The sequence below is a fragment of the Methanomicrobia archaeon genome (genome assembly GCA_016930255.1).
Classification (GTDB): Archaea; Halobacteriota; Syntropharchaeia; order Alkanophagales; family Methanospirareceae; genus JACGMN01.
Window position 1 is genome coordinate 26,198 of the sequence record JAFGHB010000019.1, and the last position, 25,509, is coordinate 51,706.

General features: G+C 49.7%; 26 protein-coding genes, 1 tRNA gene and 1 pseudogene. 25 read left to right on the forward strand and 3 right to left on the reverse strand.

The window, feature by feature from the left end:
• Positions 1 to 35: 35 nt before the first annotated feature.
• The 6 genes from ectA to tfb all read left to right on the forward strand — a co-directional run bounded on the left by ectA (position 36) and on the right by tfb (position 4,103).
• A complete protein-coding gene (ectA, locus tag JW878_02860) occupies positions 36 to 569 on the forward strand; it encodes a diaminobutyrate acetyltransferase (GenBank protein MBN1762010.1) in 534 nt (177 codons plus the stop codon).
• 3 nt (positions 570 to 572) lie between these two features.
• The gene (gene ectB / locus JW878_02865; protein MBN1762011.1) at positions 573 to 1,886 is read left to right on the forward strand and encodes a diaminobutyrate--2-oxoglutarate transaminase; all 1,314 of its coding nucleotides are present in this window, start codon (positions 573 to 575) and stop codon (positions 1,884 to 1,886) included.
• Positions 1,883 to 2,281 carry an ectoine synthase gene (locus JW878_02870; protein ID MBN1762012.1) on the forward strand — a complete coding sequence of 133 codons (399 nt, stop codon included), beginning with the start codon at positions 1,883 to 1,885 and terminating at the stop codon, positions 2,279 to 2,281. The genes ectB and JW878_02870 overlap by 4 nt, the downstream gene beginning before the upstream one ends.
• Positions 2,232 to 2,642 carry a hypothetical protein gene (locus JW878_02875; GenBank protein ID MBN1762013.1) on the forward strand — a complete coding sequence of 137 codons (411 nt, stop codon included), beginning with the start codon at positions 2,232 to 2,234 and terminating at the stop codon, positions 2,640 to 2,642. The genes JW878_02870 and JW878_02875 overlap by 50 nt, the downstream gene beginning before the upstream one ends.
• 115 nt (positions 2,643 to 2,757) lie before the next feature.
• The gene (locus tag JW878_02880; GenBank protein MBN1762014.1) at positions 2,758 to 3,006 is read left to right on the forward strand and encodes a hypothetical protein; all 249 of its coding nucleotides are present in this window, start codon (positions 2,758 to 2,760) and stop codon (positions 3,004 to 3,006) included.
• Between the two features lie 188 nt (positions 3,007 to 3,194).
• The gene (gene tfb, locus JW878_02885; GenBank protein MBN1762015.1) at positions 3,195 to 4,103 is read left to right on the forward strand and encodes a transcription initiation factor IIB; all 909 of its coding nucleotides are present in this window, start codon (positions 3,195 to 3,197) and stop codon (positions 4,101 to 4,103) included.
• A 105-nt stretch (positions 4,104 to 4,208) separates the two neighbouring features.
• Here tfb and JW878_02890 read toward each other — a convergent pair whose 3' ends face one another.
• Complete coding sequence (locus JW878_02890) at positions 4,209 to 5,861, reverse strand: TCP-1/cpn60 chaperonin family protein (protein MBN1762016.1); 1,653 nt, start codon at positions 5,859 to 5,861, stop codon at positions 4,209 to 4,211.
• 251 nt (positions 5,862 to 6,112) lie between these two features.
• On the reverse strand, positions 6,113 to 8,302 hold the full coding sequence (locus JW878_02895) for an elongation factor EF-2 (protein ID MBN1762017.1): 2,190 nt from the start codon (positions 8,300 to 8,302) through the stop codon (positions 6,113 to 6,115).
• Between the two features lie 129 nt (positions 8,303 to 8,431).
• Here JW878_02895 and JW878_02900 point away from each other — a divergent pair.
• From JW878_02900 to JW878_02915, 4 genes are all read left to right on the forward strand, one after another.
• A tRNA-Asp gene (locus JW878_02900) sits at positions 8,432 to 8,504 on the forward strand.
• 84 nt (positions 8,505 to 8,588) lie between these two features.
• Positions 8,589 to 8,966: a hypothetical protein gene (locus JW878_02905; protein MBN1762018.1), complete on the forward strand. Its 378-nt coding sequence runs from the start codon at positions 8,589 to 8,591 to the stop codon at positions 8,964 to 8,966.
• A gap of 132 nt (positions 8,967 to 9,098) precedes the next feature.
• Positions 9,099 to 9,587: a DUF2769 domain-containing protein gene (locus JW878_02910; protein MBN1762019.1), complete on the forward strand. Its 489-nt coding sequence runs from the start codon at positions 9,099 to 9,101 to the stop codon at positions 9,585 to 9,587.
• A gap of 140 nt (positions 9,588 to 9,727) precedes the next feature.
• Positions 9,728 to 11,344, forward strand: a complete 1,617-nt coding sequence (locus JW878_02915; GenBank protein MBN1762020.1) for an AarF/ABC1/UbiB kinase family protein — start codon at positions 9,728 to 9,730, stop codon at positions 11,342 to 11,344.
• A 22-nt stretch (positions 11,345 to 11,366) separates the two neighbouring features.
• Here the strand turns inward: JW878_02915 and JW878_02920 are convergent, their stop codons facing one another.
• The gene (locus JW878_02920; GenBank protein ID MBN1762021.1) at positions 11,367 to 11,795 is read right to left on the reverse strand and encodes a dual specificity protein phosphatase family protein; all 429 of its coding nucleotides are present in this window, start codon (positions 11,793 to 11,795) and stop codon (positions 11,367 to 11,369) included.
• A 415-nt stretch (positions 11,796 to 12,210) separates the two neighbouring features.
• Between JW878_02920 and uvsE the strand changes: the two genes are divergently transcribed.
• From uvsE to JW878_02995, 15 genes and pseudogenes are all read left to right on the forward strand, one after another.
• The gene (uvsE, locus tag JW878_02925; protein MBN1762022.1) at positions 12,211 to 13,101 is read left to right on the forward strand and encodes a UV DNA damage repair endonuclease UvsE; all 891 of its coding nucleotides are present in this window, start codon (positions 12,211 to 12,213) and stop codon (positions 13,099 to 13,101) included.
• A gap of 193 nt (positions 13,102 to 13,294) precedes the next feature.
• Entirely contained in the window at positions 13,295 to 14,017 is a 723-nt protein-coding gene (locus JW878_02930; protein ID MBN1762023.1) for a DUF1003 domain-containing protein, read from the forward strand.
• Between the two features lie 105 nt (positions 14,018 to 14,122).
• The gene (locus JW878_02935; GenBank protein ID MBN1762024.1) at positions 14,123 to 15,457 is read left to right on the forward strand and encodes an amino acid permease; all 1,335 of its coding nucleotides are present in this window, start codon (positions 14,123 to 14,125) and stop codon (positions 15,455 to 15,457) included.
• A gap of 21 nt (positions 15,458 to 15,478) precedes the next feature.
• The gene (locus tag JW878_02940; GenBank protein MBN1762025.1) at positions 15,479 to 16,369 is read left to right on the forward strand and encodes an A/G-specific adenine glycosylase; all 891 of its coding nucleotides are present in this window, start codon (positions 15,479 to 15,481) and stop codon (positions 16,367 to 16,369) included.
• A gap of 256 nt (positions 16,370 to 16,625) precedes the next feature.
• Positions 16,626 to 17,262 (forward strand): annotated as a pseudogene (locus JW878_02945) (SagB/ThcOx family dehydrogenase).
• Positions 17,263 to 17,269: 7 nt separating this feature from the next.
• Positions 17,270 to 18,052, forward strand: coding sequence for an adenosylcobinamide-GDP ribazoletransferase (gene cobS, locus JW878_02950; protein ID MBN1762026.1), 783 nt, complete (start codon positions 17,270 to 17,272; stop codon positions 18,050 to 18,052).
• A 291-nt stretch (positions 18,053 to 18,343) separates the two neighbouring features.
• Positions 18,344 to 18,730, forward strand: coding sequence for a hypothetical protein (locus JW878_02955; GenBank protein ID MBN1762027.1), 387 nt, complete (start codon positions 18,344 to 18,346; stop codon positions 18,728 to 18,730).
• 62 nt (positions 18,731 to 18,792) lie between these two features.
• Positions 18,793 to 19,929, forward strand: a complete 1,137-nt coding sequence (locus JW878_02960) for a glycosyltransferase (protein ID MBN1762028.1) — start codon at positions 18,793 to 18,795, stop codon at positions 19,927 to 19,929.
• Positions 19,930 to 20,901, forward strand: a complete 972-nt coding sequence (locus tag JW878_02965; GenBank protein ID MBN1762029.1) for a glycosyltransferase — start codon at positions 19,930 to 19,932, stop codon at positions 20,899 to 20,901.
• A complete protein-coding gene (locus tag JW878_02970) occupies positions 20,898 to 21,728 on the forward strand; it encodes an FkbM family methyltransferase (GenBank protein ID MBN1762030.1) in 831 nt (276 codons plus the stop codon). Before JW878_02965 ends, JW878_02970 begins: the two co-directional genes overlap by 4 nt.
• The gene (locus JW878_02975) at positions 21,725 to 23,191 is read left to right on the forward strand and encodes a radical SAM protein (protein ID MBN1762031.1); all 1,467 of its coding nucleotides are present in this window, start codon (positions 21,725 to 21,727) and stop codon (positions 23,189 to 23,191) included. Before JW878_02970 ends, JW878_02975 begins: the two co-directional genes overlap by 4 nt.
• Positions 23,188 to 24,396 carry a glycosyltransferase family 4 protein gene (locus tag JW878_02980; GenBank protein MBN1762032.1) on the forward strand — a complete coding sequence of 403 codons (1,209 nt, stop codon included), beginning with the start codon at positions 23,188 to 23,190 and terminating at the stop codon, positions 24,394 to 24,396. The genes JW878_02975 and JW878_02980 overlap by 4 nt, the downstream gene beginning before the upstream one ends.
• Before the next feature lie 133 nt (positions 24,397 to 24,529).
• On the forward strand, positions 24,530 to 25,129 hold the full coding sequence (locus JW878_02985) for a hypothetical protein (protein ID MBN1762033.1): 600 nt from the start codon (positions 24,530 to 24,532) through the stop codon (positions 25,127 to 25,129).
• Entirely contained in the window at positions 25,113 to 25,349 is a 237-nt protein-coding gene (locus JW878_02990) for a hypothetical protein (protein ID MBN1762034.1), read from the forward strand. The genes JW878_02985 and JW878_02990 overlap by 17 nt, the downstream gene beginning before the upstream one ends.
• The coding region (locus tag JW878_02995; GenBank protein ID MBN1762035.1) for a hypothetical protein at positions 25,321 to 25,509 on the forward strand (189 nt) is incomplete at its 3' end. The genes JW878_02990 and JW878_02995, both read left to right, overlap by 29 nt.

The following is a 25,509-nucleotide window of genomic DNA, read 5'->3' on the forward strand; positions in this document are numbered from 1 at the left end:
AGAATCGGGGGATACGATTCATGCCGGTCAGTAGCATGGTGCAGAGTAGTTCAGAAACGAGTGAGCAAAGCAAGCTCGTTTTACGTAGACCACGGGTGGAAGATGCCGCACAAATCCATGCATTAATAACCGCGTGTAAACCACTGGATTTGAACTCGATTTATTGTTATTTATTGCTCTGTCAGCACTTTGCCGATACCTGTGTGGTTGCCGAAGAGGATGGCAAGATTCTCGCTTTTCTATCAGGATATTGTCTACCCACAAACGCCGAAGTCTTTTTTATATGGCAGGTCGCGGTCGAGAGGCGACTGAGAGGCCAGGGCGTCGGCAAGCGTATGTTACGCACCGTATTGCAACGATCTGTTTGCCAGCACTGTCATTTTCTGGAAACTACCATTATTCCTTCCAATATCGCTTCTTTGAACCTGTTTCTGTCTGTTGCCCGAGATCTTGATACTCACTGCATCGAAAGCATCTGCTTTTCCAAGGATCATTTCGGTCACGAGATTCATGAAGCGGAACATCTGCTTCATATCGGACCGTTTAACGTTAAGTCGGAGGATAAATGATCAATGAACAACCGTAGTATTTTCGACCGTCTTGAATCAAACGTGCGCAGTTATTGCCGTGATTTTCCGGTGGTGTTTGACAAGGCCCGGGGAGCCATTCTGGAAGACAAGACGGGTAGACAGTACCTGGACTTCCTTGCAGGCGCTGGAACTTTGAATTACGGGCATAATAACCCGGTATTGAAGCGAACATTGCAGGACTACATCGAGTCAGATGGTATCGTACATGGTCTTGACATGGCAACCGAGGCGAAGAAGACCTTTATGGAAACGTTTGAGACGCTCATTCTACATCCTCAAAATATGCACTACAAGCTGCAGTTTACCGGACCAACGGGTACCAACGCAGTAGAGGCGGCCCTTAAAATTGCGCGCAAGGTGACCGGGCGTCAGATCATTGTATCGTTCACCAATGGCTTCCATGGCGTGACTCTTGGTTCTGTTGCAGCTACCGGCAACAGTCACTTCCGCGATGGTTGTGGCATACAGCCTCAGGGCACCGTGTTTATGCCCTACGACGGTTACATGGGCAAGGATATTGACACCACAGAGTATTTGGACAAGATGCTAACCGACGCGAGCAGTGGTTTGGATCGTCCAGCGGCTGTAATCGTGGAGACGGTACAGGGTGAGGGCGGCATCAATGTGGCCAGCTTTGCCTGGCTGCGCTCTCTGGAAGAGATCTGCCGCAAGCATGATATTCTACTAATCCTCGATGATATCCAGATGGGCTGCGGGCGTACCGGCACGTTTTTCAGTTTTGAGGAAGCAGGCATATCCCCGGACATTATCACGCTTTCGAAATCCTTGAGCGGTTACGGGCTGCCTTTTTCGCTCGTTCTGATGAAGCCTGAACTGGACCTGTGGAAGCCTGGTGAGCACAACGGCACCTTCCGGGGTAACAACCTCGCCTTTGTCACTGCAACAGCAACACTCGAGTTCTACTGGCGTGACGATGCGTTTTCCCAGGAAGTGAAGCGCAAAGGACTGTTACTACGCGATCGTCTGGAGAAGCTGGTGAGTATGGATCCAAACGGTATTTTATCCGTACGCGGTCGGGGTATGATACAGGCTCTGGACTGTAAGACAGGTGAATTAGCTAACAAAATCACCAAAACTGCCTTCGAGAGGGGGTTGATATTGGAAACCTCGGGTTCAAATGGCCAGGTCGTTAAGTGCCTCATTCCACTAACGATTACCGATGAACAACTGAACAAAGGTCTGGACATCCTTGAAGAAAGCGTAGGAGAAGTTCTGGGAACTATTTCCGGCAGGGCTTCGAGCACGAGTGAACTTGAAATAGAAGTGGTGACATGATCGTAAGAACGCTTGCTGATGCGGAGAAAAGTGCCCGGTGCATCGTTTCCGAGAATTGGGAGAGTGCCCGTTTGCTGCTGAAAGGCGATAATATGGGCTTTTCCTTCCACATCACGACCATCTATGCCGGTACGGAGACACCTATCTGGTATCAGAACCATCTGGAATCCGTGTACTGCATGGAAGGAGAGGGTGAAGTAGAGACAGTACTTGAAGGTAAGATTTACCCGATTCAGCCTGGCACCATCTACGTTCTGGACAACCATGACCAGCACTTACTGCGGGCCAAGACGCAAATGAAGTTGGCCTGCGTCTTCAATCCACCCCTCAGCGGAACGGAGGTCCATGACGAGAACGGCGTTTATCCGCTGGACGCCGCGGAAATCAGTGACTAACCTTACACGGATAATCGCACTTAACGGCACCACCGTTATATTTGTGCCCGCAAGCGTACGAGAAGAGCCAAATTATTTTTGGAATGCTAGACCAAAAGCACGGGCTATTGATAATCAACTCTTTGTCGTGGGTGTCAATAGATGCGGCGAGATCGGCAATGAGCGGTATATCGGAAGGAGTATGGTGGTATCGCCGCGCGGAGACGTTCTGCATGAATGTGGCACCGAAGAGGAGATTGCGTCCGTCGAGCTCGATTTCGGGGAGATCGCAAAAGAGCGCGGAAGCGAGCCCACCTTCAGTGAATTTGAGATCGCCGTCTATGACCAGTTTCTGGAGCATTTCAAAGAAGAGCGCGATTAACCTCGCTCTTCATCATCATCAGCAGCAGCAGTGGTGAGAACCGTACGCCTATGAATGCAGGAAGATCGGAGGTTTTTAAAACAAACGGAGGGAGGAAAAACGCATGGGAGATACTATGCCACCAAAAAAGCTCGAACTAGAATTAACACTTGAAGAGGCGTTACATCTGCTCCAATTCAGTATGGTGAGCACGAAGAAGTTTGTCGACTGGACTGAAGAAGCGTATGGAGCGGTAAATGCCGAAGCGCAAAAGCGGGTGCGCCTGGCCAAGCGACTGTATAAAACCCTGACAGAACTTTATCCTTCTCTTACTACGCTCGTCGAGTCTGAGTGGGCGAAAATAAAGGACATTGACTCACCCTGACGTACTACCTCTGCTGACTGACGCGAAGCGGTGTTGATTGAATCAGAAGAAGAAGATTTGAGACTTCCCCGAAAGAGCGGCGCGATAGCGAGCAGAGCTACGAAACTGTGCTGTGCCATAGCTGCAAAGTTGAGCAACAAGTGTAGAGTAGCGCGAAGTTTTTATACGATAAACTTATATATAATAGTATGGAGAAGCCAATCGAAAAATGCCCTGAGTGTGGCTCGAAAAACATCATAGTGGATCCCAAGCACGCAGAATTGTACTGCGCTGACTGCGGGGTAGTATTAGCGGAAGCTTTAATTGATCGCGGCCCTGAGTGGCGTGCGTATGATTGGGAACAAGCTGCACAAAGGATACGAACGGGTCCTCCTTTGAGTTATCGGATACATGATAAAGGGCTGAGCACTGCGGTACCGAAAGAGCTGCCCCAAGTTGGACGGTTACGGGGCAGAATAGGTATGGACAGCAGCGATAAGACGCTCGCTTTAGCGCTCGGTGAGCTCGAGCGGATGGCGTCGGCACTCAAGCTGCCAAAGGACATCAGGGAGGCGACCTCGGTATTGTACAGGAGAGCAAAGCGGGAGAATTTGATTAAGGGACGAAGTCTGGAAGAATTGGTTTCTGCGATGCTCTACATCACGTGTCGGGAATACGGGGTCCCCCGAACGTTGAAAGAGATAGCAAACGTATCAAAAATGCCGTTGAAGAAGATCAGGCGAGCATACCTTTTCCTCGTCAAGGAGCTGGAGATCAAGGTCGCACCTGCCAGACCGGCGCGCTTCATTCCGCGGTTCTGCTCCACGTTAGGGTTAAGCGATACGGTCCGAGAACGGGCGATTGAGATACTCCGAAAGAGCAGAGGCTTGGGACTGGCAAAAGGCTGGTCACCGACAGGCGTAGCGGCTGCTGCGATCTATCTCGCCGCGCTTCAAAGTAACGAACCTGTGGAGAAGAAAGAGGTAGCAAAAGTGGCCGGGACAACCCCGATCACGCTACAAAGCAGGTATAAGGACCTGAAGAAGCGGCTCAGGATAAAGACAGATTCACTCCTTCTCGTGCCAGAGCACGGAGGAAAAGCCTGCTCTGCAGTCTAATTACCATATCACCCACGCATGGCTCTGTATCGTATCGCTTTCTTCGAGGCGGTCATCACACCATGCGGGAAAAAAAGGAAACAAGGAAAAAGGGGGTTTGGTGGGTTAATAGCCGCCTCCTAATCCCATTGCGGGATAGCCACCTTCCGGTGGCATACCTCCACCCTCCGGCGGGTTCCCTTCAGCACTCGATGCAATGACATCGTCAATCCTCAAGACCATCGTTGCCGATTCTGTTGCCGAGCTCAGGGCCTGTAGCTTTATCCGCAGCGGCTCAATGACGCCCGCTTTCCGCATATCCGTTGCTTTACCTTTAAAGACGTCCAGTCCCGCATAGCTGTTTCCGATTTCGTGTGCTGATCGCAGCGCAACGAGCATGTCGATGGGATCCAATCCGGCATTCTCGGCAAGCGACCGAGGAATGATCTCGAGCGCATCGGCAAACGCCTGTATTGCCAGCTGTTCCCGACCGCCCACGGTGGCGGCATACTCACGCAATTTGAGTGCCAGCTCTATCTCCGGGGCGCCACCTCCGGCTACGTACCTGCCGTCTTCCAGTGCACATGCCGTCACGCGTAACGCATCATGCATTCCACGCTCTAACTCATCTACCGCATGCTCCGTACCACCCCGGAGCAAGATGGATACGGATTTGGGATTCTGGCAGTCTTTTACGAATATCATCGACTCATTGCTGATCTTCTTCTCTTCCACCTCGCCGGCCTGTCCAAGATCCTCCGGTCTGATCTCCTCCAGACTCGTCAGGATCTTCCCTCCGGTGGCACGAGCAAGCTTCTTCATATCGCTTTCGGTGACCCGTTTCACCGTGAATATGCCTTCCTTTGCCAGATAATGCTGTGCCAGATCGTCAATTCCTTTCTGACAGAAGAGCACGTTCGCGCCGCTTTCGCGCACCACATTCACCATGCTCGCGAGCATCTGCTCTTCCTCAGCGAGGAACGATTTCATCTGGTCTGGCGAGGTGATCTCTATCTTCGCCTCTAACTCGGTCTTTTCGATCTCGAACGCGGCATTGACGAGCGCAATCTGAGCGTTCTTCATGCGCTTCGGCATTTCTGGATGCGCTCTTTCCTTATCAAGCAGCACACCTTTTATCAACAGCGCATCTTCGGCACTGCCACCTGCCTTCTTCTCTACCTTTATCTGATCAATATCAACATTCCCAGCGCCGTCCTTTGCTACCTGTTTAACTGCATCCACCGCAAGATCGGTGAGCAATTCTTTCGCATCACCTGCTCCTTTTCCCGTCATCGAGGTCTTCGCTATTTGTCTCAGAGTCGTGACATCATCGGACGTGATAGTATACGCTATCTGATCTAGGATTTTATACGCTTTCTCAACTGCAGCCCGGTATCCAGACGTGATCAGAGTTGGATGTACATCCTGCTCGATGAGGTCCTCTGCACGTTTTAAGAGCTCGCCGGTGATGACAACAGCCGTTGTCGTGCCATCACCAACCTCATCATCCTGCGTCTTCGCGATCTCGACCATCATCTTCGCCGCGGGATGTTCGATGTCCATCTCCTTGAGTATCGTCGCGCCGTCGTTCGTAATAATAACGTCACCCATGGAATCGACCATCATCTTATCCATCCCTTTTGGCCCCAAGGTCGACTTGACTGCGGCAGCAATAACTTTTGCTGCGAGTATATTTCTACTCTGTGCGTCTTTACCCTGTGTGCGTTCACTACCTTCTTTTAACACCAATACGGGTGTTCCACCTACTTGCTGGGCCATTTTTAGCTCACACTTAGTTCTTATGTTAACAGTTCTATATAAAGATTGCTCGAAAGGAAATCGAAATGAAACGCCGTTAGAAAAGGAGATCCTCGGTCTCTTGTGGTTCCCCTTACGATAAGAGCTGCACTCATCCGACCAATAAAGAGTAGGCAGAGTATGAAGAAGATAAAGCTTGCTTACTTTCTTGCCATTACAAGCTCCACCTCTTTCTCTTTCTACTCACGCCGTCCGGTTATTTACTTAGTTACTCACGCAGAGACGAAATCAGAAGGCTTTGGCATCTCTGCCTTCATACCTTTCCGCTTTCGGACGTCCATCACCTTCTCACCAAAGAGATTCGGTGGTATAGGCTTGAAGCCCGCGAACTCGGTGCTCCACAGCGCGCGTCCTTCCGTTGCGGATCGTATATCACCGGCGAAGCCGAACATCTCGGCCACCGGCGTTTCTGCCTTCAACGTGACCATGTCGCCTTCGGTTTTTATGTCCAGTATTTGACCTCTTCTTCCCTGGACCTCTCGCGTCACGTTCCCCAGCAGATTCTGCGGTATGCTGATGTAGACGTTCTGCACCGGCTCAAGGAAAGTGGCATTTGCAAGCAGAATAGCGGCAAGTAGAGCGCTGCGAACTGCCGGAATGACTTGCCCCGGTCCGCGGTGTATCGAATCTTCGTGCAGCTTCACGTCCATCAACTTCACTTTTATGCCCCTGCACTTCTCCTTCGCCAACGGCCCCTTGAGCATCACTTCCTCGAATCCTTCCTGGATTAACTCCATCACCTCACGCAGATACTGAACGCCCTTCGTCATATCAACTAACATGTTACCCTCGATGATGTTCACGACGCTCTTTGCCTCTAGTTTGTCCATTCCTGCCTCCAGCAGCTGGTCTCGCAAAAATACCTTGTCTTTGCCTACCGCGAGGCCCTCTGTTTGTATCTTCTCCACGACCGCAGGTTCCAAGGGTTCAACTACAAAATAGAACTTGTTGTGCCTGTTCGGCGATTTCCCTTCCACCGGACCTGCCGTCCCTTCTACCGTCTCACGGAAAACGACAATGGGTGGTGACGCAATAATCGGAACCTCCTCATCGATATTTATCCGATGCGTGATGATCTCGAGATGCAACTCGCCCATGCCCGAGACTAAATGTTCACCGGTTTCCTCGTTTATCTCGACTCGTATATTCGGATCTTCCTTAGCCAGTCTCCTGATTACATCAACCAGCCGCGGCAAGTCTTTCGTGTTCTTCGCTTCCACGGCGACCGTAACAACCGGCTCACTGTAATGCTTCATACTTTCAAATGGCGCCATCTCCACAGTCGAGAGCGTCGAGCCAACGATCGCGTCTTTCATGCCAACGAGTGCAACTATGTTACCTGCGGGCACCTTATCGACCTCTACACGCTCCTCACCCATGAAGATACAGACCTGCTGGATTCGGTTCGTTTTGTACCTGCCAGAAATGATCAATTCGTTGCCTCGCTCCAACGTACCGCTAAACAGTCTGCCAGAGGCAACTTCGCCGGCATGGGGATCCACCGAGAGGTCAGTGACCATAAATGCAACATTCCCTCCTCTATCACAGGCTGCCATACCCTTCCCTATCGTGCTCTCCGCTTCTCCATGCCAGATCACGGGAACACGATACTTCTGCGCCTCCAGGGGATTGGGGAGATGCTCTATTACCATATCAAGAAGGGCGATATACGCCGGGCACTTTTCTGCCAGTGTTTTCATGTCCTCGCGCTTACAGTAGTCGTAGACCTCCTTGAAGCTGATTCCGGTCTTCTGCATCGTCTGAACGCTGACCGCCCAGTTGTACAATGCGGAGCCGAACGCAACGGTACCCTGTGCAGCGTCAAGCTTCCATTCCTCGTATTTCTCCTTGTTCATCCCCTTAATCAGCTTATTCACCTTATCGATGATCTTGCCGAGCCGGACTTGCATTTCATTTGCATCTACTTTTAACTCGTTGATCATTCGATCGACTTTGTTGATGAAGAGCACGGGTTTCACGTTCTCCTTCATCGCCTGTCTCAGCACGGTCTCGGTCTGCGGCATCGCACCCTCTACGGCATCAACGACCACCACAGCACCATCAACGGCCCGCAACGCTCGTGTCACGTCACCGCCGAAATCCACGTGCCCCGGCGTATCAATCAGGTTGATGAGATACGTCGAGCTTTTATAATCATAAACCATGGACGCATTCGCGGAAAAAATCGTTATTCCCCTCTCCTGTTCCAGATAATAGAAATCCGTAAAGAGCTGCTCACCCGCCAATTCTTTCGATATGATCCCTGCGCCTGCAAGGAGGTTATCGGTCAACGTGGTCTTTCCGTGGTCGATATGCGCGATGATGCCGATGTTTCGAATTTGCTCGGGCTTGTCCATCAATACTTTTGCCTTTTCCGCGGCTTTCTTACCTCTTGTTGCCATTATTCTCTTATCTCCTTTTGCTTCTTTCTCGTTCGTTCTTTCTTGTTAGTTAGAAAGTTGTACTCTTAAAACCTCTCCCGTTCGTGAAGGTTTAAGTTTAAATATACTGTATAAGTATAAAGAATAAAAGCCCGGGTAGTGTAGCGGCCTATCATCGAGCCCTGTCGAGGCTTGGACTCGGGTTCAAATCCCGACCTGGGCGCTCATTCACTTCTTTAACGCCCTATCTCTCCCCCCTTTCCAACACCTTTGCGGGTGCTGCTCAGAGCCAGGCGGAAGATGCGAAATGGACGCTTTGTATAACGCGCTCAAAGAAATAGGAACGGAAGCGGAGTGCAAAGTAAAGGAGGAGCTTTCTGGATCGTCAGGGCCGATAAAACTACTATTCTATAATCTTATAACGCCGTTGGTACTGAATTTCGAAACAGAACGGGAACGTTATCACTTTATATTCCAGAAAGGCGGTGCCGTCTCGGTATGTCAGGAATTGCATAATAACCCGGACGTTATCGTTTCCGGTGCGCACGCGGAACTGCTCTATTTGTTGCTGAATCGCGATAAAGAGCGATTTAAGATAGCTGAGCAAACAAGAAAAGTAACGATCAACACGCCCACCTTCAAAGGGAGACAAACCGTGACGAAGTTGCGTGAATTGTTTTTATGAAGCACGCAGAATTCGCAATAAAGTTGTGCAATCTATTTCGTCGGGTGCCATTGCTTCCCGCCGTTGCATACGTTTATATTATCTCAGTTGACACCGTATACTATACTATGTGCAATAGCATAGGTGCCAAAAATGAAAGTTCCAGACACAAAGGATAATGTGGCGAAGTGCATCTGCGCAAACTGCCCCAGCTATAATGAGTGCATGAAGCAGGGAATGGAGGGGCTCTACTGTGCTCGCGGGAGGACCGATTGTGATCTAAAGCGACAGGGATGCGTCTGTCCACGATGCCCCGTTGCAAAAGAGTATCAGCTCTTCGGAGGCTATTACTGCGTTATCGGCGGCTGGGAAGAGGAAGTAGGGAAAGCGATAAAGACGCTTGCCGGCGTGACGTTGATCCCCTTGAAGGTGGCTGCTGATGTGGCTGGTGACATAGGTAAAAGTATTGAGACCGCCATTCCACAACCCTCAGAGCTCGTCTCGGCTCTTATCGCCCTGCGGATAAGCACGCTGAAAACCGTAACGAATGCCATAGAGAAAGAAATAACCCTGTTGGAGCAGTATAAAGGGGACCTTGAAGCGGAAGAGGGCGAGAAGAAGGAAACAGTCAAGGTGGAGTGAGTGAGTAGGTAGTGCACGAGGGCGCCACAGCACTTGAACACGTCGAAGGTTGAAACTCCCGCACGCATACGGTACGAGTGCATGCATACATACATGCATCATACTCCGAGGGACGACCGATGAGGTAGAAGGAGGAAGACATGTTTGAACGTACCCGACGGGCTATCAGAATCATCCGTATAGTACGGAAATATCACCTTATCTCTTCGCTTCTTTGGTTTTACCAAAGTTTTGCCAAGGAGGGCGTGTCCGCTGAACCGCTCTGCGCGCCTTCAGAAGGATGGGAGGAAGAAGGTGAGCGCTTGCGGCTGGCACTGACCGAGCTCGGACCCACGTTCATTAAGTTAGGCCAGCTGTTGAGCCAGCGGCCCGACCTCGTGCCACCACCGATCATCGCAGAACTGCAGACGCTCCAAGCAGGGGTTGCACCGCTGCCATTCGAGGAGATTAATGATTCAGTGACCTTCCCCTGCGAGTGCATCTCAGAAGAGACAGGAGAGACGTATTCTACGTGCAGACGGTTGGAGGACGTATTCGAGGAGATCAAGAAGGAACCGATAGCGAGTGGCTCTATAGCACAGATCTATCATGCGAAGCTGGACGGAACCGAGGTCGCCGTGAAGGTGTTGAAACCTGAGATCGAGCGCGTGATAGACGCGGATCTCAAGCTGCTCGATTTGTTGCTGCCCATCGGCGCAAAATTCCTCCGCGTTAAAAACTTCGATGCGCATCTTATCGTTGACGAGCTTACCACCATGCTGAAGAACGAGATCGATATGAGACTCGAAGCGCTGCACATCGAGCGCTTCTTACGAAACTTCAAGGACTGGGAGGAGGTCGTGATCCCACGCGTCCACTGGGAGTATACGAATAACCGGGTCATCGTCATGGATTTTATCAAAGGCCCGACGGTGTCCTCACGCCCCCGGCTCGATGACGAGCAGGCGAGATATTACGCGAATCTGATTACGAAGGCGTTTTTGAAGATGGTGTACGTCGACGGATTTTATCATGCAGACCCCCATAGCGGTAACATCGTCCTTCTTGGTGGGGGTAAGATCGCGTTACTTGACTTCGGTGCCGTGGGGCGACTCAGAGAAGAGGTGAGGCTCGATGCGCTCGAAGTCTTCTATGCCTTTTATCAAGGAGACGTGAATAAAGCGCTGAAAGGTTTCATGAGGCTCATTGGTGTAACCGAGAAGGAGATCGATATTGATGCATTTTACGCTGATCTCGATAAGTTGATTGAGAAGTTTCAAGCAGGAAGCACTGAGAAAGCTCAGGGTGATAATCTTGCGCGACTCTCTCTCAAGTACGGTCTTCCCGCGCCTCGTGCGTTCGTGGTGCTTGAACGGGCGGTACTGCTCATTGAAGGCGTGTGTAATGATCTGTACCGCTATTATGATATACGGGAAGCGATAGAGGAGCAGTTTAGCGTAGCGGAGCTGGCGAAGGCGGAACTCAAACGCGGATTCAAACGGCTCACGGACGCTTCGGTAAAGCTCGTTCGTAGCCTCCCGGACCTCGTGGATCGCTATGTTGCAGCGGGCCCGCAAGCCGAACCAGAGCCAATGGAACGACACGTGCAGTCCAATGCACCGTACGTTATTGCTGCCCTCATCGCCAGCATCGGGCTGCTTTTTCCGCTCTACTCATCGTTGGGTGCGGTTACGGTGCCGGTTCCGTACATACTCTACGTGCCTATTGCTGCGCTCGTTCTGGCAGCCGTGGTCACCATTGTGACTGCCCTCAAGTGAGCCCGTGGCATCTCAGACCATGCTATCTCAGAGCAAACGTACGCACGAGTTCCACTTGCTCGTCAATTTCGAGTGCGCCACACACACGCGCTTTGACCTGCTTCACCGCGTCATCAACCTCGAATCCGTTTGCAATGAGGTATGCAGCGGCGACCATGCCACTTCGCCCGATGCCGCCGACGCAGTGCACCAATACCGCATTGCCTCCCTCGGTTTCCTCTTTGATCCATTCTATGAGCTCATACAACTCATCTATGCCCGGCGTGCCCAAGTCAGGAATGGGGAGGTGCTTCACGTGCACGCTAAAGCTATCCCATGTTTGCAGGTCATAATCAAGTTCCCACTCTTCCACAAGCACTGCAACGGCGTTGAAGGTTTGCGCCAAGTCCTCTAATTCATCTTCGAAGGGCATCGGTGTAACCGCAAGTTTATCGTCTATCCACACGGTCATCTTTTCGTTTCCCCTAATCGTGTCTATAACTAGGCATTCAGAAACTTATTCCCTCCCTCTCCAAGCCTTCCTTGTCTCCTCTTTTCAATCTACTATCCTAGTATACCCCACATGCCGTCAGAACCGAAAGCTTTTTAATAGTCGGAAAACCTTGTTTGTACCGAGAGGGGAAAAAGAAAGGGGAATAAATCATTTCGTTCGGAGGTGAAAAAATTCGGCCCCTCCCTTTTCCTCCCGGTAATTAATATTTATATCAAGAGCATAAAAAGTTTTAAAATCGCTCTCTTAGCCGCCCTTTTGACAAGAGTAATTGCGAGATGAGAAGAGGATCAATTGTGCGGGCACGGTTTGTCTCACCTTCAGCACCTCTTTGAATTGAATTTCTTATTCCGTACAAGAGGGGGAATGCATACGTATGAGAATCGGCTATCCATGTATCAACTGGTCTATCGGCTGTAAAGGTGATCGGACGTTTCGGTTAAAGTCGTATTCCGAAGAACGGGTGATCGCAACGGTAGAAAACAACCTGAACTGCCTAATGAAGATGCTGGCATTTAACGTTGACCACACGCTCCTGTTCTTCCGGATAACCTCAGACCTTGTTCCCTTTGCCTCGCATCCCATTAATCAATTTGACTGGCAGGGGTATTTCAAGAATACGTTTACGGAGATTGGAGATTTTGTCAAAACGCACGACATACGAATCTCCATGCATCCTGACCAATTTACGCTCATCAACGCGGAGGACCGCGCGGTTTTCGAACGCAGCGTCAAAGAGCTGCGGTATCATGCAGAGGTTCTGGATTTGATGGAACTCGATACGACGGCCAAGATACAGCTACACGTTGGCGGTGTGTACGGCGATAAAGCAATGAGTATGCAGCGTTTTATCAACCGATTCGACGCGCTCGATGATCGCATACAACGACGACTGGTTATTGAGAACGATGACCGACTGTATACACTGCAGGACTGCTTGCAGATACATGCGGATACAGGTATTCCCGTATTATTTGATGTGTACCATCACGAACTCAATAATTCGGGAGAAACGGTACGAGAAGCGTTCGATCTCTTTACGAAAACGTGGACAGCAAGAGACGGCGTACCGATGGTTGATTACAGCTCCCAGGAACCGGGTGCACGAAGTGGGAAACACGCGGAATCGATTGATGTAGCGCACTTCACGCAGTTCATCGACGAAACAAACGATTGTGACTTCGATATCATGCTGGAGATAAAGGATAAAGAGGCCAGTGCGTTAAAGGCCGTGGACGTGTTGAAAGTGATGGGACAAGTGCGATAGACTTCTTCTGCCTTTCTGCCAGGTGTTGTCTGCTTACGTCAACATAATCGCGATTTTAATGATTTATGGTTCTCCTTCCATAGCCACTTATCTCCGCGTTCACACCACAAAATTTATATACCTCGTTCGACGAATCAATTACCAATTCTTTTGCTTTAAGACGCGTAGGAGCAGTTTTAGAGGTGATGATACTATGCCACGGGAGGAAGAAGAGACGGTTCTTTGTCAAATTTGCGGACAGAAGAAGAGAATAAGCGAGGTTATACCCGCGGAACTCGTTCGTGAACCTTTGGTCGAAGCGATTAAGAAGACACACCCTGCTTGGTCCCCCAGCGGTTTTATTTGTTCTTCGGACCTCGATCAATTCAGAGCGAAGTATGTAAAGGATGTTCTCGAGACGGAAAAGGGCGAACTTTCGGCTTTAGAGGAGCATGTCCTAAGAAGTTTAGAGGAGCAAGAACTCTTGTCCAAGAACATTAATATCGAATTTGACCAGCAACTCACATTGGGGGAACGCTTGGCAGACAAGATGGCCGAATATGCCGGAAGCTGGGGCTTTGTCATCGGCTTTTTCGGCGCACTTCTCTTATGGATTGCGATAAACTCCGTCGTTTTAATTTTGAGGCCATTTGATCCCTATCCGTTTATTCTCCTCAACTTGGTTCTTTCCTGTCTCGCTGCTATTCAAGCACCCATCATCATGATGAGTCAAAACCGTCAAGAATCTAAAGATCGCTTGCGATCCGAACACGATTATTCGGTAAATCTCAAAGCTGAATTGGAGATTCGTCATCTCCATGAGAAAATAGACCACCTTCTTATGAAACAGTGGCAGAGGCTTCTGGAGATTCAAGAAATCCAGATGGAGTTGATGGAAGAACTGGCACATAAAACCCCGCGAGGGAACGGCACCTAACAGCGGACATACGGTTCGCGTATGCTCATTCACACGACATCGCTACTTCGCATACACGTAAAACGTTGTTCTCTCCAACTCCAAGAGTTAACGGGTACATAATTAATGAGCGATAAGGTGAAGCGCAGCGAGGGACTGAGCATGTTTGCAGCCATCGCATTTGCAGTGGGCACGATGGTCGGCGCCGGCGTTTTTGTACTCAGCGGGATGGTTATCGACCTTGCTGGGCCATCAGCCCTACTATCGTATTTGCTCTGCGGTGTGATAGTCTCTTTCTCAGCCTTATCCTATGCTGCGCTTGCCAGTGTATTTCCAGAAGACGGAGGAGGATATCTCTATGCCAGACGGATGATTGGAGATTATCCGGGCTTTCTCGCAGGGTGGGCCATGTATATCAGCATGTTGATTGCCACATCATTCGTGCTGCTCGGTTTCGGGATATACCTCAATCTGCTGCTTGGAACAGAGATTGACCCCCGACTGGCTGCCATAGCTGCAGTGATTCTGCTCACAGCCCTGAACCTCAGGGGGCTCTCAGAAGCCGGCAAGCTGGAAGTGGGTCTCGTGGCTGTAAAGATTACCATCCTCATCTTGTTCGCGATTGTAGGATTGATACACATCCAAAGGACGAGCTTTGTACCATTCCTGATCCATGGAGTAGGTGGAGTACTGCAAGGGATGACGATGGTTTTCTTTGCTTATATGGGCTTTCAGGTGGTCAGCATGATGGGCGGTGAGATCAAGGAGTCCAGCAAAACAGTTCCAAGGGCAACTCTGGCATCGATCGGTATCGTGGCGACTATATACCTCGGTGTGATCATTGCACTCATCTGTGCCAACTTGCCTTCTTATGGTAGTAAAAGCGTGTTCGATGCTTCTGTTGTACTGCTCGGTACCTATGGCGGTACGATAGTGGCACTGGCAGCTATGATATCCGCACTGTCGTCAGCAAATGCGAATATCATTGGTGCATCGAGAGTCACACTGGAGATGGCAAGCGAAAAACAGATTCCGGGAAGGTTTGCCAGGCTCAAAAATAACCAGCCGTTCAACTCTATTCTTCTCGGTTCAGTAATCACCGCAGGGCTTATTGTGTATGGTGATTTGAACTTCATTGTGAATCTTACGAATGCCGCGATGCTCAGCACGATGGTTCTCGTGAATGTAAGTGCATTCATGTTGGTTAAGAAAGAGAAGCAGATGCCCCCTGAGAAGGGCTACTTTAAGACGCCGCTGGGCACACTCTTCCCCACCCTCGGGGCGGTTTCCTGTATCTTACTGCTCATTAGCCTCCCTCCGACCACTATAGCACTAGGAATTGCTGCTCTGCTTCTGGGCTCGATTCTGTACATTCTGGAAGATACGCCCGAAGGACACCTGGCGGTAGAGGAGATCCGAAGGTTACTGAAGCGGCCAATTAATGACACAGAGGGCGGATAATTTGAGGAAAAAAACATAAAAATGGCTCATTACGATACTACAGACGCGGAGCGAAGATTCTTCACCGAGTTTGAGCAATCGATACAAAGAAAAATTCTTACAGAAGACTCCACGCGCCGCGCATTTCAAAAGCTCATCTATGCGTATTACCACGAACATGGTCGCGAGCTGCCCTGGCGCGAGACGGATGATCCCTATCACATCCTCGTATCGGAGATTATGCTCCAGCAGACGCAAGTCGAACGCGTGATTGGGAAATACGACGCATTCATCACGGCATTTTCCGATTTTCACGTGCTTGCTCAGGCGCCGCTTCAGGAGATCCTGAGGGTCTGGCAGGGGCTGGGCTATAATCGACGCGCCATCGCGCTGAAGAAGATCGCCGAGCTGGTTGTAACGACATACAACGGCACGCTTCCCTCTCAGCAAGATGAGTTACAGACATTTCCGGGCATTGGCAGATACACTGCTGCTGCAATCGCTACCTTTGCCTTTAATCAACCTACGGTATTTATCGAGACCAATATTCGCACGGTGTTTATCCATTTCTTCTTTCACGATCGAGGCGAAATAAAAGATACCGAAATCCTCCCGTTAGTCGAACAGACCCTTGATACCGCTCATCCAAGACAGTGGTACTACGCGCTTATGGATTACGGGGCAATGCTCAAGCAGCAGCATCCGAATCCCAATTGGCGAAGCGCACACTATCACAAGCAATCAGCCTTTAGAGGCTCTAACCGGGAACTCAGGGGTATGATTCTCAGAACGCTCACGCTTGAATCGACGATGTCCGAACGCGAACTCGTGCAAACGCTTAAGATGGAATCGGAACGCGTAAAAAAGGCGCTCGTTCAATTACAAGACGAAGGGTTCATCGAAAAGAGTGGAAACCGTTATAGAATAGCATAGCCCGCGATGTAATTCGCTTTCTTCTCGATTTTATTCCGGAAGCTGGGTGGGTTGGCAGGTGAGATCATTTCACATATCATAGCATCCGCTACTGTGATGAATTTTTAATCTCTCTACATTTGTCTATTATTTGATTTGATTGCCAACTAAAACAGTGACAATAGGCGTGATTATAGCACTTGTGGTAGTCACAACTATCGCAACACTAGCGTTCTCGGACCTCATTCCGCACGAGCAGCCTAAACCTGCCGAACCCATGCAAACGAACGGGATGGAGACGATGGACGTGGGGGAGAGATTAAAACTTTCAGAACCACGCTACGCGAGTGAGACCTCAGTGGAGGAGGCGTTAGCACAACGGAGATCAACAAGAACTTATTCTGGTGGGAATTTGACAACGGAGGAAGTATCGCAGCTCCTCTGGGCTGCTCAGGGTATTACCGCACCGTGGGGCGGACGAACCGCGCCTTCTGCTGGTGCGCTCTATCCGCTTGAGCTTTACGTGGTGATCGGCGATGTAGAAGGTATTGATACGGGCGTTTATCGATATAGGCCAGCAGAGCACGAGCTGGAGAAGGTTCGGGATGGCGACCTACGGGCCGAGCTTGCAGATGCCGCACTTGGACAGGACGGCATACGCGATGCTGCGATCGATATCGTATTCACTGCTGTTTATTTATGAGCGCACGACCGGGAAATATCAGGAACGCGGCGAGAGATATGTGCAGATGGAAGCGGGACACGCGGCGCAAAACGTTTATCTCCAGGCAGTGGGCTTAGATCTCGGCACGGTAACGATAGGCGCGTTTACTGATAGCGACGTCACGAGCATCATGAACCTAGAAGAGCAGGAGGATCCATTATACATAATGCCGGTCGGAAGGAAAGGATAATAGAGCGATGCTCGATCTCATCAGTTTCTTGACGCAGATACCTGTAAGGAAGCATGTACAGATAGAAGAGGTCAAAGCTAAGAGTTACCTCTTCCCGTTCGTTGGCGTAGTGATTGGGTTCGTGGTAGCCGTGGTAGCGTTTGGCGTGTTTGGGTTGTTAGGTACCGCGACGGAGATTGCCGCGGTGCTCACACTACTCGCGCTTTACCTCGTTACGGGTCTGCTGCATCTGGACGGGTTAGCGGATTTCTTTGATGGTGTGATGGCGCCTGGGAGCAAAGAGGAGAAGCGACGGGCGATGAAGGACAATACTATAGGAATCGCGGGCTTGTTCGCCGTTGTTCTTGTTCTCCTCTTGAGTTTATTCGCTATAGAGACGGTGTGCGCAGATTTGACCGCAGCGGCTGGTTTTACGTTTGATTTTGGCTCGTTGCACCGATTCGCAGGAGTGTTCGTAATCGCGGAAGTTGCGGCAAAGCTGAGTATGAACACGTGCCTGGTACTTGGTAAGGCATCCAGTAGTGCTGAGGGTCTGGGGTCGCAGTTTATACGGTCTGCATCGCCGCTGAACTATCTGGTAGCGCTTCTGTCCGCCGTGATCTTTGTGGTACTGTTAACTTTTTCGTTCCGGTTCGTTCTCGTGTTCACGGGCGTCATCGTCGCGGTTGTCGTTTCGTCTATTGCGAAACGAAAATTCGGCGCGGTGAGTGGGGATGTTGTTGGTGCTTCGAACGAGCTGGCGCGCTGTGCAACGCTGCTCATAATAGCCGTATTGCAAATCGGTCTGTAAAGAGAATTTTTTTTGTTGTTGCTGCAAACAACGTCAAGGTGCCACGTTACATTGCCAAAACGCTTTTCGTCGCCAGAACTGAATAACCGACTATGAGCGGTATACATAAGAATGGCACGATTAGAACCATTACCGCAAGTTATTTATGCGGTCAATTGCAAATGTACATTTATATGACCTCAGAGGAAGGCTTGCATGTTCAATCGAACGAGAATTCCTTTTGCTGCAGAATCCACTGGTAGGATATCTGCCTTGCCGTATTTGGGGTTGTGAGTAGCGGTGAAGTAAACAATGGAACTGACCTACGAGCTATTACGTGAAAACCTCAAGAAGGGTAAGAGGCGCGGTAATTGGAGGAAGCTCAACCGGATGGAGAAGGCGCTGTATCGTGCAACAATGGCGTATATAAGGCCGAAGAAGAGAAGAGCCGCGATCAACGGACTGATTAGAGAGACTGAGAGGAGAAGAGGAGTAACAAATAGAGCGGTGGTCGCAAAACTCATGGCGCTCGTCGAGCGATTGAAAGAAACGAACGGCATGCGGATCTTCCAAAGGGGCGTTAGAAAAGCGGTTGTAATGCTTGAGAAGGGCGAAGAGAGGGTATTCGCGTGGGCCCCGCAGCTGAAAGCGTGGCTGAAGGATCCCGATTATATTTTCTGGCTCGGAGTGACGAATTGAAAAGGCACATTTGGATATACATAGACTGACGACGGCGAACAAGAGATTTTAAAGTGCATGACATGACCGAAGTATCCGTGGTAATACCAACGAAGAATGAAGAGGAATCGATCGGCATCTGCATCGAGAAGATACAGGAGGTATTCCGCGAGCGTCAGCTCGACGGTGAGATCATCGTTGCAGACAACTCGACCGATAGCACGCCGGAACTAGCAAGAACGCTGGGCGCGAAAGTCGTCGTGCCCGATAGACCGGGCTATGGCTATGCGTACCGGTTCGGTTTCGAGCATGCAACAGGCGATTACCTCATAATGGGCGACGGCGATAACACGTACGATTTTAACGATATCCCGCGGTTGTTAGAGCCTTTGAAGCGCGGAGAGGCCGATCTGGTAATGGGAAGCCGATTCAAGGGCGAGATCAAGAGCGGGGCGATGCCTTGGCTGCACCGGTACATCGGCAATCCATTGCTTACTTGGTGCGTGAATAAAACGAATAAGGCGCAGATCAGCGATTGCCATTCGGGCTTTCGCGCATTCACCCGAGCAGCATACGAACGTATGGCGTTGAAGACGGATGGTATGGAGTTTGCCTCGGAGATGGTTATGCGAGCCTTGCTGACGGGTTTACGGGTTACCGAACTACCGATTACCTATTATCCGCGCGCGAAAGGTTCAGCGCCTAATTTAAGCTCTTTTTCTGATGGCTGGCGGCATCTCAAGTTCATCCTCTTGAATGCACCGGATATGCTCTTTTTCTGGCCCGGTACTGTTTTATTTGCTCTTGGGTTACTCCTGGTCATTTTGATCTGGGCGCCATTTAACATTTGGGAGCTGCCGTTAGGCTTTCATGCGATGATTGCTGCGTGTTTATTTGCGTTCGTCGGTTACCAGATCCTCTTTTTGGGCTTGTTCGCCAAGATCTACACGATCAAGCACGGTCTTCGGAATCCCGATAGAACCTCGAAGGTAATCGCGCAGCATTTGTCTTTGGAGCGTGGCGTACTCGCAGGACTCGTGCTATTCCTCCTGGGGTTTGTGGTGACGCTCTATCTGCTCTGGAACTGGGTCGAAAGCGGGTACCTGGCGGTGCCGCTGGTGGATCAGACTATCGCAGCGTTTACCTTGCTGGTGGTGGGCATCCAAACGATTTTTTCCTCGCTTTTCCTCAGCATAATCGCTGGCGGCGAGGGCATGTGAGTGAGCGCGATGGTAAAAGGCGTTTCAATCGTCATTCCAACGAAGAACTCAGGCGCGGTACTCGATAAGTGCCTCGCATCAATTGCGAGCCAGAATTATCCGAAGGGGGAGTACGAAGTCATCATCGTGGATGGGCATTCGAGTGATGAGACCGTGGAGATCGCCGGGAGGTATGGCTGTACCGTGGTGTATGAAGATGAAGGAACGATCGGTGGAGCACGGAATGTGGGAGTTGCGTATTCAAAAGGAGCTTATATCGTGTTCACCGATGCGGATTGTGTGGTTGCCGGAGATTGGCTCTCGAATCTTGTCAGGGAGTTTAGTGATGAGACGATTGCCTCGGTCGGCGGTCCGAACACAACGCCGGACGATGATACGGCGTTTGCGCGTAGCGTCGGAGCAGTTTTACGATTCTTGAGTAATCCCGGGCCGAGATATGGATTCGATGCGGATAAAGTTGGGGAGATATACCATAATCCAACCTGTAACAGTGCGTACAGGAGGAGTATCTTTGAGGCGGCAGGTGGATTTAATTCAAGGCTCATTACCTGTGACGACGAGGAGCTTGACTACAGGATAAGAGCGCGGGGTTACACAATTTTGTACACACCAGACGCACGAGTGTTTCATTATCGGAGACCAACCTGGAAGAGCTTTATGGAGATGGCTTACCGGTACGGCATAGGGCGCATGCAGGCGATTAAACTGCATTGGCGGACGGGAAAATGGTATCACTTCACACCGTCTGTGATCATCGCAGTAATTGCCGTGCTCTTAGTGCTGTCTTTCACGGATTTTACGTATTTCTGGGGTGCCGTGGCACTATTGATTGGCGGTGGTGTAGGGATCAGTCTGATGAGCCTGTATCTCGGCGTGAAGACGAAGCTGCGCTCTTTCTTAACCTACTGGGCCTTGATCGCGATTTGGTTCTGGGGGTATGGCGTGGGGATGCTTAGAGGATTGACAAAATGAAGGTTTTATTGAGAGGGATCATAAAGGCATTAGGCAAAGCAGGATTAATACACATATTCTTTCCTGTCGGGACAAAAATTGCAAAAGTTCTGCTACCTAAAGAAGGTATGATAAGTGTTGGAAAGTACAAAATGTTAATTGAGCCAAGAAAGGATTTGGGTTTGTATTTTGGATATGAGGGCGTCGAGCCTGGAGTGATTTCCTTATTACAAAAATTGGTGAAGGCTGGGGATGTATTCATTGATGTCGGTGCTTATAAAGGGTATTACTCTCTGATGGCTTCTGAATTGGTTGAGGGGGGCGGTAAAGTGATTGCTTTCGAACCAGAGCAAAGAGCTTTTCAAGTGTTAGTTAAGAACATAGAACTCAATGAACTCTCTAATAACATTATAGCTATGAATGTGGCATTATCTGATTTTGATGGGGAGAGCTATTTTGTGGAAAGTAGTATGGGTGGCCATTTTGGTAGCGGTAGTCAAACTGTAAAGGTAAGAACTATTGACAGTGTTGTGAATCAATTAAATGCTACACCGAGTATGGCGAAGCTAGATGTTGAGGGTGCTGAATTTTCTGTTCTCAAAGGAGGTTTGAATGTTCTTACACACTATCATCCGAAGTTACTCATAGAAGTTCATACGACTGCAGATTTTAAGCTATTTGATTTTTTAATTTCATTGGGTTACAACATTAGTCTGGTAGATGATGAAGGAGAACTCTTATTCTTAGGTGTGGAGGAGATAAAGAGAAAATGTATAGAAAGGCGGTCGACCAAATACGGGACGAGGATGAATCAGCATGTATACTGCGAAAAATGTGATGCGAAATGAGAGTGTACCTCTTAAATCCGCCGTATTTGCCGCATTTCGGGCGAGGGATGCGATGGCAAGATACTGGCAGAGGCGGGACATTATATTATCCCATTTGGTTATCCTATGCCACCGCTCTTGTTGAGCAGGCACACGAAACGAGGTTGGTGGATGCTCCGGCATGGAATTGGGATCGAGAAGCGGTTATAACAGATGTTAATCGGTTTAAGCCGGATTTGATTGTTATCGATAGCAGCTTTCCAAGTTTACAAAATGATATTGACATTGCAGGAGCGCTGAAGAAGATTACCGGGAGTTGTATTGTTCTCGTTGGCCCTCCCGCCTCGCAATTCCCGGATGAGATTTTAGATAATAACGGTATAGACATAGTAGCGCGATTTGAGTACGATTACACCATAAAAGAGCTCGCAGATACTGTAGAGAACGGTACCAAGCTTGCGGGGGTACAGGGGATATCCTACAAAGAGAACAACGGAAGGATACGACATAATCCAGACAGAGGATTTACCGCTTCAGAGGATCTGGACCGGATTCCGTTTGTCTCTAACGTTTACAAGAACCACTTGAACATCGAGGATTACTTTTTGGGTAGCTCGCTGTATCCAGAAGTGCAAATCTTCACGGGCCGGGGCTGTCCTTATCAGTGCACGTTCTGCTCATGGCCGCAGACGTTGATGGGACGGCAGTACCGGGTGCGAAGTATCCCGAACGTTTTGGATGAGTTGGCATGGATAGAAGATAACTTACCGGAAGTCAAGGAGGTTTTTTTCGAGGATGATACGTTCACGATAAACCGTTCTTTAGAAAAGAAGAACAGAGTTTTGGCGTTTTGCAACGAGTATAAAGAACGAGGTTTGAACATAACCTGGGCGTGCAATGCGCGGGTTGGTCTGGATTATGAAACGATGAGGGCGATGAAGCGAGCACATTGTCGTTTAGTGATTGTGGGATACGAGTCCGGCAGCGATGAGATCCTCAAGAATATTAAGAAGGGAATTACCGTCGAGCAGATAAAGCGATTTGCAAAGGACGCGCGAGCGGCAGGCTTGCTAGTGCACGCCGATTTTATCATTGGCCTGCCGGGCGAGACGAAAGCGACGATAGAAGAGACGAGAACGCTGATAAGGGAAACGAGGCCGGAGCTCTTGCAAGTCGCGGTTGCGTCTCCATTTCCGGGAACCGAGTTCTATACGTGGTGTAAGGCGAACGGCTATTTGACAACGGACGATCCCGGAGGGTATTTAGATGAGCACGGGCATCAAAAGGCTATCGTTTCGTATCCCCTGTTGTCGAATGAGGAGATAACGGACGCGGTGGATGAGCTCCTGAAGCAGTATTACCTCTCTTTTCGATACGTCCCGCTTGCGGTGCGGCAGGTTCTGAGGCGGAATGGACTTGCGGAAGCGAGACGACTGTGGCATTCGGCGAAAATGTTTATGAAGTACGTTAGGGGGAGAGCATGAGGATCGTGCACCTCTTTGACGATTATGGCACGCCGGGCGAGCGAGCCCTGGCAGGTGAAGGGTCCGTCTCTTCTGTGGTGTATTATCTGGCGAGGTGTAGTGCAGCAAAGGGGCACGAGGTGACGGTATTGGAGCGCGACCACGGAACACTGCCGAGCGAAGAGCTTATCGATGGCGTCCGCTACGTGCGGTTTCATGCGAATGAGCTGCCGGCAGCGCCTTATGCACTTATTAAAAGCCCTTTGGGCTTGGTACGGCTTATTCGAGACGGATTTGCGGTCGCTGCCAAAACAAACCGATATCTAAAGGAGAACGAATTTGATATTGTTCATGTTCACTTTCCCTTTGCTGCCTGTATACTCGTGCTGCTGAACAGGAGACTTAGAAAAAAGATAGTGTATACCGCGCACATCGGAGAAGAGAAGACGCGATTCGGTCTGGATTTCTCAGTATCCCTAGTGTTAAAGCTCTTTTCACCGGATTTGTTTGTGATGAGACGAGTGCGGAGAAGCGTGGTCTTAAACGAGCCGTTGTGGGCTAAACTCGTCGAGAGGGGTATTGCAGCAGAGCAATTAAAAGTAATTCCAAATGGCGTGATGTTAGCCGATTTCAATGTAAATGAGGCCGAGGTGGAACGAGTGCGGACAAAGTACGGACTTGATAGAAGGCCCACGGTGCTGTTTGCCGGTACGATAACGCCGCGGAAGGGTGTGGAATACCTGCTCCGAGCCGCGGAGCTTTTACAGAACGAAGATGTACTGTTCCTGGTGGTGGGGAACACGAATCTCGATAGCGACTATGCGGAACGGATGAGGGCGTACGCTCAGGAGCGAAAACTCGAAGCGAAATTCACGGGATTCGTGCCTTACGCGGATTTAAAAGCGTTATACGCGGCTTGCGCTGTGTTTGTCCTGCCCTCGTTAGAGGAAGGCTTTGGCGTGGTTCTGACCGAAGCGCTCGCAGCAGGTAAGCCCGTGGTAGGCACGAACGTTGGAGGGATTCCGGCGCAGATACGGGACGGCTGGAACGGGTTTCTGATCGAGTCTGCGAATGCGCAGCAGTTGGCGGAGAAGCTACGGTATTTGATCGATCATCCCGAGGAGAGAAAGGGAATGGGCGATAACAGCAGGAAATTAGCCGAAGAGGAATTCGATTGGCGACAGATCGCCGAAAGGTACTTAAGGGTTTATGCGGAGATAGTGTAATAAATAAAGGATGGAGAGAAGTGAAGATTGGATGATTGCAGAGAGTAGCGATTTAAAATTTGCTGAAAAGATGCTTGAAACTTGACGCAAGAGGTGTGTAAGAGACCAAAATCAGAGGTGGAAAGTAATAACAATGGAACTGAAGTATGAGCAGGGGAAGATAACTATTGAAACCAGGGTTTTTAGTACTCTGGATGAGTTTGTCCTGGATTTCAATAGTTTACTTGAGAATTATACAGATTACGTAGTCGTAAGTGGATACGTGGCGATTCTCTTTGGGCGGGCACGTGGTACTGAGGATATTGATACAATCATAAGGCACATGGATAACCAGGACTTTGCCACCTTTTACCAGCAGCTTCGCGAAGGGGGCTATTATTTTTTAAATCCCGAGGATGTGGATGGATTATATGAAATGCTTGAAGAGGGATTGAGGGTGAGGGTTGCAAAGGAAGAGTCGATAATACCGAATATTGAACTGAAATTTGTGAAAGATGATTTTGATAGATACGCTCTCACTAACAGGTTGGAACTAGTAATGGGCGGAAGACATCTGTTTATCTCTCCAATCGAACTTCAAATACCTTACAAGCTCTATTTAGGTAGCGACAAGGATATCGAGGATGCGGTATATTTATGGGACATTTTTAAGGGCGAGATGGATGTAAGTCTACTCAGGAGATTCATGAACGCATTAAACGTCAGAGGAGCGGAGTATGGAATTGAAGTTTGATGTTGAGAGGAATAAGAAGGAGAGGCTGGAATTCATCCACTATTATGCCGATTGGGTTAAGCGCATGCCAAATGAGATTTGGAGCAGGCAGCAGGCTGACTTAATTGATAGTTTCATGCTCAATACGAGGAATTTTAAGATGACGCCGGAGAGCTATTTGGAGATGGCAAACCTGAGGATGAGGAGGAGAGATGAACGCCAGGAAGAAGCGATACGCTGACCGCTTCGTGGGCAGGACACCGAGCGATGAGAAGCAGCTTGAGGACCGGCAGAAGAAGGTTTTAAAGATCTCCCAACAAACTTTAGGAAAGTTTGATCAAATAGCTTCGCAACAAACTTTAGGAAAGTTTGATCAAATAGCTTCGCAACAAACTTTAGGA

Bases quoted from the DNA above. Each gene is read 5' to 3' on its own strand.
- JW878_02940 (MBN1762025.1), top strand. From the start codon at position 15,479: ATGGCTCATTACGATACTACAGACGCGGAGCGAAGATTCTTCACCGAG.
- JW878_02930 (MBN1762023.1), top strand. From the start codon at position 13,295: ATGCCACGGGAGGAAGAAGAGACGGTTCTTTGTCAAATTTGCGGACAG.
- uvsE (MBN1762022.1), top strand. From the start codon at position 12,211: ATGAGAATCGGCTATCCATGTATCAACTGGTCTATCGGCTGTAAAGGT.
- JW878_02935 (MBN1762024.1), top strand. From the start codon at position 14,123: ATGAGCGATAAGGTGAAGCGCAGCGAGGGACTGAGCATGTTTGCAGCC.
- JW878_02905 (MBN1762018.1), top strand. From the start codon at position 8,589: ATGGACGCTTTGTATAACGCGCTCAAAGAAATAGGAACGGAAGCGGAG.
- cobS (MBN1762026.1), top strand. From the start codon at position 17,270: ATGCTCGATCTCATCAGTTTCTTGACGCAGATACCTGTAAGGAAGCAT.
- ectA (MBN1762010.1), top strand. From the start codon at position 36: ATGGTGCAGAGTAGTTCAGAAACGAGTGAGCAAAGCAAGCTCGTTTTA.
- JW878_02870 (MBN1762012.1), top strand. From the start codon at position 1,883: ATGATCGTAAGAACGCTTGCTGATGCGGAGAAAAGTGCCCGGTGCATC.
- tfb (MBN1762015.1), top strand. From the start codon at position 3,195: ATGGAGAAGCCAATCGAAAAATGCCCTGAGTGTGGCTCGAAAAACATC.
- JW878_02960 (MBN1762028.1), top strand. From the start codon at position 18,793: ATGACCGAAGTATCCGTGGTAATACCAACGAAGAATGAAGAGGAATCG.
- JW878_02985 (MBN1762033.1), top strand. From the start codon at position 24,530: ATGGAACTGAAGTATGAGCAGGGGAAGATAACTATTGAAACCAGGGTT.
- JW878_02910 (MBN1762019.1), top strand. From the start codon at position 9,099: ATGAAAGTTCCAGACACAAAGGATAATGTGGCGAAGTGCATCTGCGCA.
- JW878_02980 (MBN1762032.1), top strand. From the start codon at position 23,188: ATGAGGATCGTGCACCTCTTTGACGATTATGGCACGCCGGGCGAGCGA.
- JW878_02990 (MBN1762034.1), top strand. From the start codon at position 25,113: ATGGAATTGAAGTTTGATGTTGAGAGGAATAAGAAGGAGAGGCTGGAA.
- JW878_02915 (MBN1762020.1), top strand. From the start codon at position 9,728: ATGTTTGAACGTACCCGACGGGCTATCAGAATCATCCGTATAGTACGG.
- JW878_02895 (MBN1762017.1), bottom strand. From the start codon at position 8,302: ATGGCAACAAGAGGTAAGAAAGCCGCGGAAAAGGCAAAAGTATTGATG.
- JW878_02890 (MBN1762016.1), bottom strand. From the start codon at position 5,861: ATGGCCCAGCAAGTAGGTGGAACACCCGTATTGGTGTTAAAAGAAGGT.
- JW878_02920 (MBN1762021.1), bottom strand. From the start codon at position 11,795: ATGACCGTGTGGATAGACGATAAACTTGCGGTTACACCGATGCCCTTC.
- JW878_02970 (MBN1762030.1), top strand. From the start codon at position 20,898: ATGAAGGTTTTATTGAGAGGGATCATAAAGGCATTAGGCAAAGCAGGA.
- JW878_02955 (MBN1762027.1), top strand. From the start codon at position 18,344: ATGGAACTGACCTACGAGCTATTACGTGAAAACCTCAAGAAGGGTAAG.
- JW878_02975 (MBN1762031.1), top strand. From the start codon at position 21,725: ATGAGAGTGTACCTCTTAAATCCGCCGTATTTGCCGCATTTCGGGCGA.
- JW878_02880 (MBN1762014.1), top strand. From the start codon at position 2,758: ATGCCACCAAAAAAGCTCGAACTAGAATTAACACTTGAAGAGGCGTTA.
- JW878_02875 (MBN1762013.1), top strand. From the start codon at position 2,232: ATGACGAGAACGGCGTTTATCCGCTGGACGCCGCGGAAATCAGTGACT.
- ectB (MBN1762011.1), top strand. From the start codon at position 573: ATGAACAACCGTAGTATTTTCGACCGTCTTGAATCAAACGTGCGCAGT.